The following is a 13,710-nucleotide window of genomic DNA, read 5'->3' as shown; positions in this document are numbered from 1 at the left end:
CCGCGCCGGGTCGGCCAGTGCCTCCAAGGTCATCCTCGTGGCTCGCTCGCGCAGCTCATCGGGGTACTTCTTCTGTCCCATGACAGTGATCCTTCCGTGTCATCACTGCCTCCATCAAACCCGGGGCGATTCATCTCGTGTCCTGGCCCCGCGACCTGTGCGGAAAACTGCGCCTGGCCTGTGAGGGCACGGACAGCCCCACGGGCGTGTACCCACCACTGGACCGGGCGGACCTGCCGCGGTGGGTCTGGTGCCTCCTGACCTGGACGCTGGCGGTCGCTAACCTCGTGGCGGTGCGCTACACCGACCTGGCGATGCCGGGATTCTTCATCGTGCTGCCGATGCTCTGGTGGGTCTACACCAGGTGGTGGGCCGCCGTCGTGGCGCACCTCGTCTTCGCGGCGGGATTCGCCGCCGCCGGGTACCTCCGAGGCGACGGCGACGAGGCCTGGTGGATCAACCCCCTCATCATGGTCGTCGTCGTCCTGGTGACGGGCACCTGGGTCACCTGGGTCCACATCGTCCGCTTCGAGGCCATCCACGCCCTGGCCGACAAGGAGGAGGCGCTCACCGCCCTGGCCCGCACGCAGAGCGAGCTCGTCGCCGCCGAGCGCGCCGCGGGCATCGCCGCCGAGCACGAGCGCTGGTCCCACGAGGTCCACGACACCCTGGCGCAGGGGTTCATCTCCGTGATCAACCTCGCCCAGACCGCTCTGAACGATCTCGCCGAGCACTCGGGCGGCGACCCCCGTGAGGCGCGGTCCCTGTACGGGCTGCTCGCCGAGATCGAGGCCGTGGCCCGCGACAACCTGGCCGAGGCCCGGGCCCTGGTGGCCGGTGAGAGCCCCAGCGCCCTGCGCGACGACGGCCTGGAGGCCGCGCTGCGGCGACTTGCCCGGGCCCAGGAGCACCACGGTGTGGACATCTCCCTCGTCGCCGAGCTGCCGGCCCAGATGTCCTCCGCCTTCCAGGTAGCGGTCCTGCGCATCGTCCAGGAGTCCCTGAGCAACGTCGCGCGCCACGCCCGGGCGGAGCACGTCGACGTCGTCGTCTCCCCTTCCGAGACCGGCGAGCTGATCATCACCGTCGCCGACGACGGTGTCGGCGCGGGAGGGGCGCCGGAGGGAACCGGACTGACCGGGATGCGGGCACGCGTGGAGACCCTCGGCGGCACGCTGACCGTCGACCCGCTTCAGGAGCCCGACCAGCACGGGCGTGTCGGAACCGTCGTCGAGGCCAGAATGCCCCTGTGAACGACGTCGGCCCCACCTCAGCGACTACCCCGGGATCGTCGGAGGGCTCCGCCGGCCCGTCCCCGCCGCCTGGATCGAGTGGCCGCCGGGTCCGTCTCCTGGTGGTCGACGACCACCCGGTGGTGCGTTCCGGGATCGTCGGCATGCTCTCGGGCGAGCAGGACCTCCAGGTGATCGGCCAGGCCGCCGACGGCGCCGAGGCCATCGCCCTGACCGCCGAGCTGGCCCCCGACGTCGTCCTCATGGACCTGCGCATGCCCGGCCTCGACGGGGTCGAGGCCACCCGCCGGATCTCCGCGCGCCCCGCTGCGCCCCGGGTCGTGGTCCTGACGACCTACGACACCGACGGGGACATCCTGCGCGCCGTCGAGGCCGGTGCCATCGGCTACCTCCTCAAGGACTCCCCGCGCGAGGACATCATCGCGGCCGTGCTCTCCGCCGCGGTGGGCCGCAGTGCGCTGAGCCCGGCGGTGACCACCCGGCTCGTCGGCGTGGCGCGAGGCGCCGCACCCGGCGCGGACGGCTCCTCGCGCCGGGCGGCGGAGGTGCCGGTGACCCTGTCTCCGCGCGAGAGGCAGGTCCTCCAGGCCGCCTCGCGCGGGCTGTCCAACAGTCGGATCGGTGCCGAGCTCTACATTACCGAGGCCACCGTCAAGACCCACCTGCTGCGCGCCTACTCCAAGCTCGGTGTCGACTCACGCACGGCCGCCGTCACCGAGGCGCTGCGCCGCGGTCTGCTCGAGCTGGACTGAGCCCCGGCCCGTGCCGGCCCGTGCGCCTCGCCTTGAGTCGCCCCGGCTCAAGGCTGACTCACGCCTACCGCGAACAGGGGCATGGGCGAGGCATCCGGCTGGTTAGCCTTGTCAGCACGTGCCCCCAGCGCCATCTCTCCGCGGCGCTGCGACATCCCTCGCCACCACCGGACGAGAGGTCCCGCACCGAGCACGTGCCGAGGAGGAACTACTGATGTTTGAACGCTTTACCGACCGCGCCCGGCGCGTCGTCGTGCTTGCGCAGGACGAGGCGCGGGCCCTGAACCACAACTACATCGGCACCGAGCACCTCCTTCTCGGCCTCATTCACGAGGGCGAGGGAGTTGCCGCCAAGGCGCTGGAGTCCATGGACATCTCCCTGGACGCCGTGCGCAGCCAGGTCATCGAGATCATCGGCGAGGGCCAGTCGGCCCCCACCGGTCACATCCCCTTCACGCCGCGCGGCAAGAAGGTCTTCGAGCTCTCCATGCGCGAGGCCCTCCAGCTCGGCCACAACTACATCGGCACCGAGCACCTGCTGCTCGGCCTGCTGCGCGAGGGCGAGGGCGTGGCCGCCCAGGTCCTGACCAACCTCGGCGGCGACCTGTCCAGCGTGCGCCAGACCGTCATGCAGATGCTCTCGGGCTACGAGGGCAAGGAGACGGTCAACGCCGGCGGCCCCTCCAAGGAGGGCACGCCGTCGGGCAGCGCCATCCTGGACCAGTTCGGCCGCAACCTCACCGCCGCCGCCCGCGAGGGCAAGCTCGACCCGGTCATCGGCCGCAAGAAGGAGATGGAGAGGGTCATGCAGGTCCTCTCCCGGCGCACCAAGAACAACCCCGTCCTCATCGGGGAGCCGGGCGTGGGCAAGACCGCCGTCGTCGAGGGCCTGAGCCAGGCCATCGTCCACGGCGACGTCCCCGAGACCCTGCGCGACAAGCAGCTCTACTCCCTGGACATGGGCTCGCTCGTGGCCGGCTCGCGCTACCGCGGCGACTTCGAGGAGCGCCTCAAGAAGGTCCTCAAGGAGGTGCGCACCCGCGGCGACATCGTCCTGTTCATCGACGAGATCCACACGCTCGTCGGTGCCGGCGCCGCCGAGGGGGCCGTCGACGCCGCCTCCATCCTCAAGCCCATGCTGGCTCGCGGCGAGCTCCAGACCATCGGGGCCACCACCCTGGAGGAGTACCGCAAGATCGAGAAGGACGCCGCCCTGGAGCGCCGCTTCCAGCCGGTGACCGTCGACCAGCCCAGCATCGAGGAGACCATCGGCATCCTCACCGGCCTGCGCGACCGCTACGAGGCCTTCCACCGCATCGTCATCACCGACGAGGCCATCGAGGCCGCCGCCAAGCTCGCCGACCGCTACATCAACGACCGCTTCCTGCCGGACAAGGCCATCGACCTGGTCGACGAGGCCGGCGCCCGCCTGCGCATCCGCCGCATGACGGCCCCGCCCGAGCTGCGCGAGATCGACGAGAAGATCGCCGAGGTCAAGCGGGAGAAGGAGTCCGCGATCGACGACCAGGACTTCGAGCGCGCCGCCTCCCTGCGCGACGACGAGCGCCGCCTGACCGACGAGCGCGCCGCCAAGGAGAAGGCCTGGAAGTCCGGTGACCTCGACCAGGTCGCCGAGGTCGACGAGGCGCTCATCGCCGAGGTCCTGGCCATGTCCACCGGCATCCCGGTGGTCAAGCTGACCGAGGCCGAGTCCGCCAAGCTCCTCAACATGGAGACCGAGCTCCACAAGCGCATCATCGGCCAGAACAAGGCCATCGAGGCCCTGTCGAAGTCGATCCGTCGCACCCGCGCCGGCCTGAAGGACCCCAAGCGACCCGGCGGCTCCTTCATCTTCGCCGGCCCCACCGGCGTCGGAAAGACCGAGCTGGCCAAGGCCCTGGCGGAGTTCCTCTTCGACGACGAGGACGCCCTCATCCAGCTCGACATGTCCGAGTTCGCCGAGAAGCACACGGTCTCGCGCCTCTTCGGCGCGCCTCCCGGCTACGTCGGCTACGACGAGGGCGGCCAGCTCACCGAGAAGGTGCGCCGTCGGCCCTTCTCCGTGGTCCTGTTCGACGAGGTCGAGAAGGCCCACCCGGACATCTTCAACTCGCTGCTGCAGATCCTGGAGGACGGACACCTCTCCGACGCCCAGGGCCGCGTGGTGGACTTCAAGAACACCGTCATCATCATGACGACCAACCTCGGCTCCAAGGACATCGGCAAGTCGGTGGCCACCGGCTTCCAGTCCACCGAGTCCGGCGCCATGGACTACGAGGAGATGAAGTCCCACGTCAACCGCGAGCTCAAGCAGCAGTTCCGCCCCGAGTTCCTCAACCGCGTCGACGACCTCATCGTCTTCCCGCAGCTGACCAAGGAGGAGGTGCGTCAGATCGTCGACCTCATGATCGCGCGCCTCGACAAGCGCCTGGCCGAGCAGCAGATGACGATCGAGCTGACCGACGCCGCCAAGGAGCTCCTGGCCGAGCGCGGCTTCGATCCGGTCCTCGGGGCCCGTCCGCTGCGCCGCGCCATCCAGCGCGACATCGAGGACGCCCTGAGCGAGAAGATCCTCTTCGGGGAGATCGAGCGGGGTCAGAAGGTCATCGTCGACGCCGAGGGCGAGTCCATCCTGGGTGAGTTCATCTTCCGCGGTGAGCCCTGGGAGCAGGGTGAGGCCGAGGTGGCCGCGCTGCGCGAGGCCGAGGAGGCCGCAGCCGGCGGCGGGGGAGGATCCTCCGCTCCGTTGCGCATCCCCTCGACGCCGATCAGTCGCGACGGCGGCGCCTCGCCTGCCGCCGAGCCGGGGCACTGATCTCCGCCACCAGCTCCATACGATGGGCCGCAACCCAGCCGGGTTGCGGCCCATCGTCGTCGGAATCCGACCGGTGCCTCCACCGGCACCCCCGCTTTGGCGTGAGCCACAGTGAGGACAGCGGCGCTGAATTGTCCCGCTCCCGCGTTTTTCCAGGTGACGACCATCTCAGTATGTGTTCAGGCCTTGCGGCTGGCCGCTGGTCGTCGTGAATACTTACATGTCTCAGGTGTGTCGTCGCGACGAAGCGGGCACCACGAAGGTTTAATGAAACCTGGACGAGCCGAGAGAATAAACTGAAAGTTCGGCTTGACCGTCTCATGTTCGCCCTCTGCCGGATACAGTGGGGTGACGCTCCGGCGAAAGTCGTCCCTAGGACCTGGTCGGTCGGTGTCGTCGCTCCGCGCCGCGCGGGGCTGTCTCAACCGTCGTTGCCAACCGTCTCTGCCCGCTCTCGTCCGTAACCGTCCTACCTGCCAGCCCTCATTCAGGCTGCCGTTGCGCTCCTCACTCGCGGTACTGAATGCCCGGCTCGGATCGCCCGTGCGTGCTCACGCATCCTTGGTGCCACTACTCCCATGACCCAACTCAGATACGAACCGCGACATTTTCATCAGCACCGTTTCCCGCGCCTGCGGACCGCCAACGCTGCTGCGGCCCTGAGCGCCGCCGGCGTGGCGACGGCGGTGCTGCCCTGGATCGCCTGGCCGATGGCGGGGACGGTCGGAGTGCTGGTCGTCACCGTCCTCATCGGTCTGGGACTCATCACGGCGCCCCCCACCCGGGCGCTCAAACGCGGTGGCATCGCCCCCGGGGCCCGCTGGCACTGGGGCGCCGCGATGCTGCTGGGGATGTCTCCGGCGATCCTGCTGGGTCTGAGCTTCCCGGTCGTCTCTCAGAAGATGGCGGCCAGCACGATCGACGGAACGGGCCTGCCGGTCATCGTCCTGAGCGTGTCGGTCGCAGTGCCCTGGCTCAGCCAGGTCATCGGCACCCCCGTGTACCGGCTCCTGGGCGACTCGATCGGGCGCGGTCCACGGGCCGTCCTGGAGCGCTACTGCTCCATCTGGCCGGCCCTGTTCCTGTGGGCGCTCGTCCCCACGGCGCTGGAGATCCTCGTCATGGCCGCCGTGACCGGCTGGAACCTGCGCGTCATGGGCGTGCACACCGCCCTGCTCCTCCTGCACGTGGTCTTCGTCCAGTCGCTCATCGTCGCCGACGTCTCGGGCCGACGCCGCCTGTGGTCGGTGGGCTGGCTCTTCTACGCCGTCGCCCTCATCGCCGAGCCCACCTGGTGGTACCTGCCCCCGCTGCTGGGCACCCTCAGCCAGGTCCTGTCCATGGGGCGCTCCCTGGGCAAGGTCCTGCGCCCCCGGGGTGTGTCCACCGGCATCCTCGTGCAGGACATGCTCCGAGGTGCGATCCTGGGGGGAGTGCTGTGGTCAGACAAGTTCTTCCTCTTCCTGGGTGCCGGTCGCGACTTCGACGTGGCACTGGTCTACCTGTGTCTCCAGCCCGCCGTCGTCGCCTACTGCTACTACTTCGCGGTCACCGCTCCGCGGGTCAACACCGAGATCGCCATGTTCCAAACGGTCCTCAAGCGCGAGGGCATGGCCAGCCTGCGTGATCGCGGGCGCACCCTGCGTCGGTTGCTGGATGCCAGCCTCATCCGCGCCTGCGTCGTGGGGGGCGCCGGCGTCATCATCGTCATCTGCTCCATGGCGCTCATCGCCCCGGAGCAGGTGCCCCTGGTCCTCGAGGTGTGCGTCTCCTCGACCCTGTTCACAGTGCTGACCCTCCTGTGCTATGAGATCGACCATATCGGCGACTCGACCTCGGCCCTGCTCCTGTCCGGCATCCACGTGGCCGTCGCCGCCGCCCTGCTGCTGCGGGTGGCCGGCACCGGCGCCTACCTGCCGCTGGCCGGCGTCGACCTGGCGCTGTGCGCGCTGGGCCTGCTGCTCTATCGCAAGCGGTGGGCCTCGCCGGAGTACTCCTTCTTCTGGGGAAAGGCCATGTCCTGGTGAGCTCGTCGTCGTCCTTCCGCGCCCGGCTGGAGAGTCTTCCGCTGCGCTACTCGGCTCCAGCCGGTGGCTACGCCCCGATGCCCAGTCCCGACGACGCACCCGGCATCGGCGACCGGGGCCAGGAGACCGGCCCCACGGTCAAGATCGGCCCCGACGGCTACGGCGTGGTCGTCACCACCGGCGGTGCGAGTGCTCTGAGCGGCCCCTCGGGCTCCAGCGCCGCCAGCGCCCGGAGCTCACGCAGTGCTCACAGTGCCCGCAGCGCCACCAGTGCGCGCAGTGCTCTCAGCGCCCATAGTGCCCATAGTGCCCATAGTGCCCACAGTGCCTCCGTCACTCCCAGTGCCTCCAGTGCCTCGGTCGCGCCCGGAGCGCCCGAGGAACGGCGGGGCCGCCGCGGTCAGCACCGGGCGGAGCCTCCCCGCACGGCGGCCTCGGCCGGCACACCCAGGAGGGGCGATGCCGTGAGGTCCGAGCCCGCCGGGCGCACGGCTCCGTACGCCGTCCCGCCGGTGAGCGAGTCGGCCTCCACCCCCGAGGTCCCCGCGGCGCCGATCTACGGCGTCGTCCAGACCCCGGCGCCGGCCGGTTACGGTGTGGTCCAGCCACGCCCCCGGTCCCAGGAGCCGGCCGCCCCCTCCCAGGAGGCCGAGGTCCTGGACTCCCCGATCTTCGGGGCCGTGCGCTCGGCCTCGCCGGCGCCTGCGGCGTCACAGGAGCCCGCGGTCTCAAGGGAACCCGTCACCTCGCCGGAGCCGGTCGCCCCGCCTGAGCCCGCGGCTCCACCGGAACCCGTGGCCTCCTCTCAGGTCCCGGCAGCGCCGTCGGCTCCCGCCGACCAGACCCACGACGGCGTCCCACCGTCATCCGCCCCGGTGGCGCCCTTCCAGGAGACGGTGCTGGCCCCGGAGGGGCGGCCCTCCGCCGTCGGCCCTGACGGATCCGGTGGCCCCGGCGGCTCCGCCGACGCATCCGATACGGCCGATACCGGGGACGCGGGAGGCGCGCACCCACCCAGCCCCATCGCTCCCACCGCCATCGCCTGGGAGTCCGTGGCCTCGGCCGCCTCCGACGCCGCCGCGCTGCCCCTGTCCCAGCAGACCACCGAGGACGAGGCCGCCTCCGAGGAGGCATCGGCGGGCGCGGCCGAGCTCCTCCAGGTGCCCGAGGAGCCCGAGCCGGAGCCCGATGCCCAGGTCCTGCCCGACGGCGTCCCCGAGGACGGCGTCTACGTCGACGTCGACGTCGCCATCGTCATGGAGTCCACCTACCCCTACCTCAAGGGCGGGGTCTCCGCGGTGGTCCACGACATCATCACCGGCAACCCCGACCTCACCTTCGGCATCATCCACATCACCTGGGACTCCCACTCTGCGCTCAAGGACCTCTACGGCATGCCGGACAATGTCGCCTGGGTCCGAGTCCTCTTCCTGTCCATGGAGGAGCACCAGGAGGACTTCCTGCGCGCCCGCCCGCGCGACCTGCGCATGAACCGCCGCCAGCGCCGCGAGCTGTCCCGCCGCATCCTGAGCGCCATGCTCGCCCTGGCCCAGGAGGGCCGCACCGAGCCGCTGTGGGAGATCATCAGCGAGGGCCTGAGCGCCTCGCGGCGCTACCCGGTCTGGGCGATCCTGGGGACGCGCGAGTTCATGGAGGCCTACCACGACATGATGCCGGACCTGGGGATGTCGATGACCGACATCTTCTGGTGCCTGCGCGACTTCTTCTCCCTGGCCTACGCGGTCCTGGCCGAGCCGGTCCCGCGCGCCTCGGTCTACCACGCCCACACCACCGGCTACGCCATGCTCCTGAGCGTCAACGCCGCCCGCGAGCACGGCACCCGGGTGCTGCTGACCGAGCACAACCTCTACGTGCGCGACACCGTCAACACGCTCCTGGATCGCCGGATGGACCTCAACATCACGTTGCAGGACTACCGCACCTTCGACGTCACCGGGCGCGAGCGCATGTGGATGGCCTGGTGGCTGGAGATGGGGCGCCTGTGCTACCCCTACGCCTACGCCTCCACCTACCTCTACCCGCGGGCCATCACCGAGGCCAACGAGCTCGGCGGCGACGCCGGACGGGCCATCGTCATCCCCAATGGCATCGTCACCGAGGAGTTCGACGCCTCCTACGCCGCCCGCCTGGCCGCCATCGAGGAGATCAAGAAGGAGGGCGCGGACAAGCACCTGTGGAAGCTGGTGTACATCGCCCGCGTCGTGCCCATCAAGGGACTGCTGGACATGATCGACTCGGTGCGCCTCATGGTGGACCGGGGACTGAACATCCACCTGGACGTGTGCGGGCCCACCGAGCACATGCCCTCCTACTTCGAGCAGTGCCTGACCCGCATCGTCGAGAAGGACCTGGAGAGCGTCATCACCATCCGCGGCACCGTCAAGGTTCGCGAGCTCCTGCCCGAGTTCGACCTGTTCGTCCTGCCCAGCTACAACGAGGGCCTGCCGGTCGTCTCCCTGGAGACCATGGGCGCCGGCATCCCCACGGTGAGCACCGACGTCGGCGCCGTGCGCTCCGTCGTCGAGGACATGATCGTCACCGAGGACGGGCAGACCTGGGAGCCCTGCGGCATCATCATCGAGCCCGGCGACCCCGCCGTCATGGCGGACAAGGTCCAGGAGATCATCAGCGACGTCGAGCTCTACGAGCGCCTGAGTCTCAACGCCCGGGGCCGCGTGGAGGCCGCCTACGACCTGGTCAAGGTCAACGCCTCCTACAACAAGATCTACCGCCAGGGCGGCGCCGGCGCGCAGGCCCGCCCGGAGACCGACCAAGGAGGAGCATGAGGAGCAGCACCGGCGGCGTCGGCGCCTGGATCCGTTACGGCAACCCGCTTGAGCCCGGGGAGCTGGACTTCGCGATCGCCCACTACCGGGCCGCGATCCTCCAGCCCTGGGAGACCGAGGCCGCCGCGCGCCTCAAGGAGGCGCGCCCGGACATGACGGTCCTGGCCTACCGGTGCCTGTCCTCCACTCGGGACTTCGAGCCGGACTCCATGCGCGCCTCCGGGCTGTCCTACCGCGAGGCCCGCCGCCGCGGCTGGCTCGCCAGGCGCGACAACGGTGACCTGGTGGAGTGGAGCACCTACCCCGGTCACTTCCAGGCCCGCGTGTGGGACCCCGACTACCGCCGCCGCTGGGTCGAGGAGGTCTGCCAGGCCACCGCCGGCACCGCCTTCGACGGCATCATGGCGGACAACGACGTCTTCGACGACTACTACGACCTGGACTTCCCGCTGGAGGGCGTCGCCGACACCGCCGCCCTGCGCGCCGAGCTGAACACCTTCGTCGACCAGGTCGGCGCCGGGCTCAACAGCGTCGGCAAGATCCTCATCCCCAACGTGGCCGAGGCCCGCCGCGAGCCCGGGCGCTGGGATCGCCACTCCGCCTGGGGCGGCGGCTTCGACGAGTGCTGGCTGGGCTGGGGGGACAACCACTTCTTCGACGAGGCCACGGCCCTGGCCCAGATCCACGAGCTGCGCGGCCCCGGCCTGTCCATCGTGCGCACGCCCGACGGCGGAGGCGGCGGCTCCGCCAGCAGCACTCGTTTCTCCCCCGGCCTCTACGGGCTGGCGGCCTTCTGGGTCTTCGGGGGAGGGGAGGGCGCCTACACGGCCACCGGCCACGACGACTACTCGCGCACCCCCTGGTTCCCGGCCCTCGACGCCGACCTGGGGCGGCCGCTCGGGCGGCCCCAGCGCAGCGAGGGCGCCTGGGTGCGCGAGTTCGAGGGAGGCCTGGCCGCCGTCGTCCTGAGCGGTGAGGGGCAGGCCGGCCTGGAGCTGCCCGACGGCCTGGTCCTGCCCGGCCCCACCGGCGCGCCCGACGGCGAGCCCCTGCCCACCCGCGTCACCCTGCCCGGCCACGTCGGCCTCATCGCCCTGCGCCCCTGAGCGGCGCCCGCGCCGGCTCCCGTCAACGGGTCGGGAGGGCGACGTCGGCCGGCCGCGCGGGCCCTTCGGTCCGGGTGCGGCCGTGTTCGCGGCTGGGCGAGCCGATTTCAGTATGGGACCGAGGTCACATAGAGTGGTCCTCGTGCGCCTGCGCGTGCACGGAGTCCCTAGTAGTTCCACAAGAACCGAAAGAGGCAAGGATGCCCAAGTACGTGTACCGCTTCAGCGAGGGTGACAAGGACCAGAAGGACCTCCTGGGCGGCAAGGGAGCGAACCTGGCGGAGATGACCCGCCTCGGCCTGCCCGTTCCCCCCGGCTTCACCATCACCACCGACGCCTGCCGCGCCTACCTGGCCGACGGCGAGGTCCCCGACGAGCTCGCCGTCCAGGTCACCACCGCCCTGCGCGGCGTGGAGGAGGAGCTGGGCCGCGAGCTCGGCGCCGCCGAGGACCCGCTGCTCGTCTCCGTGCGAAGCGGCGCCAAGTTCTCCATGCCCGGCATGATGGAGACCGTCCTCAACATCGGCCTCAACGATGACTCCGTGAAGGGCCTGGCCGCCGCCAGCGGCGACGAGCGCTTCGCCTGGGACTCCTACCGCCGCCTCATCCAGATGTTCGGCAAGACCGTCCTGGACATCGACGGCGAGCACTTCTCCGACGCCCTGGACGCCAAGAAGGCCGAGCGCGGCGTGAGGCTCGACTACGAGCTGGACGTGGCCGCGCTCACCGAGCTCGTCGAGCAGTACAAGGCGATCGTGCGCGAGCAGGCCGGCATCGACTTCCCCCAGGACCCGCGCGCCCAGCTCGACATGGCCACCGAGGCCGTCTTCCGCTCCTGGAACACCGAGCGCGCCCACATCTACCGTCGCCGCGAGAAGATCCCCCACGACCTGGGCACGGCCGTCAACGTGTGCACCATGGTCTTCGGCAACATGGGGGAGACCTCCGGCACCGGCGTGTGCTTCACCCGTGACCCCTCCACCGGGCGCACCGGCGTCTACGGCGACTACCTCGTCAACGCCCAGGGCGAGGACGTCGTCGCCGGCATCCGCAACACCCTGTCGCTGACCGACCTCGAGCGCCTGGACAAGAGCTCCTACGACGAGCTGCGCTCCATCATGCGCCGCCTGGAGACCCACTACCGCGACCTGTGCGACATCGAGTTCACCATCGAGCGCGGCAAGCTGTGGATGCTTCAGACCCGCGTGGGCAAGCGCACCGCCGCGGCCGCCTTCCGCGTGGCCACCCAGCTCGTCGACGAGAAGCTCATCACCATGGACGAGGCCCTCACGCGCGTCTCCGGCGAGCAGCTCACCCAGCTGATGTTCCCCCAGTTCGACGACGAGTCCGCCCGCGACCTGCTCACCCGCGCCATGCCCGCCTCCCCGGGCGCCGCCGTGGGCTACATCGCCTTCGACAACGAGGAGGCCGTCGCCCGCTCCGAGAAGGGCGACCAGGTCATCCTCGTGCGCCGCGAGACCAACCCCGACGACCTGCCCGGCATGGTGGCGGCCGCCGGCGTGCTCACGGCCCGCGGCGGCAAGACCAGCCACGCCGCCGTCGTCGCCCGCGGCATGGGCAAGACCTGCGTGTGCGGCGCCGAGGCCCTCGAGGTCGACGCCGCAGGCAAGACCCTGCGCGTGGCCGGGCGCGAGGAGGTCCTCACCAGCGGCGACATCATCGCCATCGACGGCACCTCCGGCGAGGTCTTCCTCGGCCAGGTCGACGTCGTCGACTCCCCGGTCATGACCTACCTGCGCCGCGGCCTGGCCGAGGCCCTCGACGTGGCCGGCGACGTCGACACCCGTGAGCTCGTCACCTCCGTGGACCGCCTCATGCGCCACGCGGACAAGGTGCGTCGCCTCGAGGTGCGCGCCAACGCCGATACCCCCGACGACGCCCGCCACGCCATCCACCGCGGCGCCCAGGGCGTGGGATTGTGTCGCACCGAGCACATGTTCCTGGGCGAGCGCAAGCAGTTCGTCCAGAACCTCATCCTGGCCGCCTCCGACGCCGAGCGCGAGGCCGCCCTGGCGGCCCTCCTGCCGCTGCAGAAGGGCGACTTCATCCAGATGTTCGAGACGATGAACGGCAAGCCCATGACGGTGCGCCTCATCGACCCGCCGCTGCACGAGTTCCTCCCGGACCTGACCGAGCTGAGCGTCAAGGTGGCCGTGGACCGTGAGCGCGGCGAGCTGGACCCGGCCGACGAGGAGCTCCTGGCCGTGGTGCGCAAGCACCACGAGTCCAACCCGATGCTCGGCCTGCGCGGGGCCCGCCTGCTGCTGACCATGCCGGGCCTCATCGAGCTGCAGGTGCGCGCCATCGCCGAGGCCGCCGTCGAGCGGCTCAAGGTCGGCGGGGACCCGCATCCGGAGATCATGATCCCGCTCATCGGCTCCGTGCGTGAGCTCCAGCTGGCGCGCGAGCGCGTGGAGCAGGTGCTGCGGGAGGTCTCCGAGGCCTCCGGCTACCCGCTCGACTTCCCGGTGGGCTGCATGATCGAGCTGCCGCGCGCGGCCGTCACCGCCGCCCACATCGCCGAGGAGGCCGACTTCTTCTCCTTCGGCACCAACGACCTGACCCAGACCACCTGGGGCTTCTCGCGCGACGACGTCGAGGGCTCCTTCGTGGGCCGCTACATCGACGACGGCATCTTCGGGATCTCCCCCTTCGAGACCATCGACGACCACGGCGTGGGCGGCATGGTGCGCCTGGGCGTGGAGCGGGGCCGCTCCACCAAGCCGGAGATGAAGATGGGCGTGTGCGGTGAGCACGGCGGGGACCCCGAGTCCATCGTCTTCTTCCACCGCGTGGGCCTGGACTACGTGTCCTGCTCGCCCTTCCGGGTGCCGGTGGCCCGCCTGGAGGCCGGGCGCGTCGCCGTCGAGGACAAGGGTGAGTAACCGCGAGAGGCGCAGAGCGACTGCGAGCCACAGTGATGGAGCCG

7 protein-coding genes are annotated in these 13,710 nt (G+C 70.5%); all 7 read left to right on the top strand.

Annotated elements, in window-relative coordinates:
* The first annotated feature begins 137 nt into the window (after positions 1-137).
* Entirely contained in the window at positions 138-1,253 is a 1,116-nt protein-coding gene (locus HCR68_RS12715) for an ATP-binding protein (protein WP_243859114.1), read from the top strand.
* Positions 1,250-2,005, top strand: coding sequence for a response regulator transcription factor (locus HCR68_RS12710; RefSeq protein WP_167150044.1), 756 nt, complete (start codon positions 1,250-1,252; stop codon positions 2,003-2,005). Before HCR68_RS12715 ends, HCR68_RS12710 begins: the two co-directional genes overlap by 4 nt.
* Before the next feature lie 214 nt (positions 2,006-2,219).
* Positions 2,220-4,820, top strand: a complete 2,601-nt coding sequence (locus tag HCR68_RS12705) for an ATP-dependent Clp protease ATP-binding subunit (protein WP_167150042.1) — start codon at positions 2,220-2,222, stop codon at positions 4,818-4,820.
* Positions 4,821-5,398: 578 nt separating this feature from the next.
* Complete coding sequence (locus HCR68_RS12700) at positions 5,399-6,847, top strand: hypothetical protein (protein WP_167150040.1); 1,449 nt, start codon at positions 5,399-5,401, stop codon at positions 6,845-6,847.
* A complete protein-coding gene (gene pelF, locus HCR68_RS12695; RefSeq protein WP_167150038.1) occupies positions 6,844-9,654 on the top strand; it encodes a GT4 family glycosyltransferase PelF in 2,811 nt (936 codons plus the stop codon). Before HCR68_RS12700 ends, pelF begins: the two co-directional genes overlap by 4 nt.
* Positions 9,651-10,760: a putative glycoside hydrolase gene (locus HCR68_RS12690; RefSeq protein ID WP_167150036.1), complete on the top strand. Its 1,110-nt coding sequence runs from the start codon at positions 9,651-9,653 to the stop codon at positions 10,758-10,760. Before pelF ends, HCR68_RS12690 begins: the two co-directional genes overlap by 4 nt.
* A 200-nt stretch (positions 10,761-10,960) precedes the next feature.
* Positions 10,961-13,666, top strand: a complete 2,706-nt coding sequence (gene ppdK / locus HCR68_RS12685; protein WP_167150034.1) for a pyruvate, phosphate dikinase — start codon at positions 10,961-10,963, stop codon at positions 13,664-13,666.
* The last annotated feature ends 44 nt before the right edge of the window (positions 13,667-13,710 follow it).

It is taken from the genome of Actinomyces sp. ZJ308, assembly GCF_011752065.1.
Taxonomy (GTDB): Bacteria; Actinomycetota; Actinomycetes; order Actinomycetales; family Actinomycetaceae; genus Actinomyces.
The sequence above is the reverse complement of the archived record's forward strand: the minus strand, read 5'-3'. Positions and strand labels throughout refer to the sequence as shown.

Excerpts from the sequence above, each read along its gene's own strand:
- HCR68_RS12705 (WP_167150042.1), top strand. The coding sequence starts at position 2,220 with ATGTTTGAACGCTTTACCGACCGCGCCCGGCGCGTCGTCGTGCTTGCG.
- HCR68_RS12700 (WP_167150040.1), top strand. The coding sequence starts at position 5,399 with ATGACCCAACTCAGATACGAACCGCGACATTTTCATCAGCACCGTTTC.
- HCR68_RS12690 (WP_167150036.1), top strand. The coding sequence starts at position 9,651 with ATGAGGAGCAGCACCGGCGGCGTCGGCGCCTGGATCCGTTACGGCAAC.
- ppdK (WP_167150034.1), top strand. The coding sequence starts at position 10,961 with ATGCCCAAGTACGTGTACCGCTTCAGCGAGGGTGACAAGGACCAGAAG.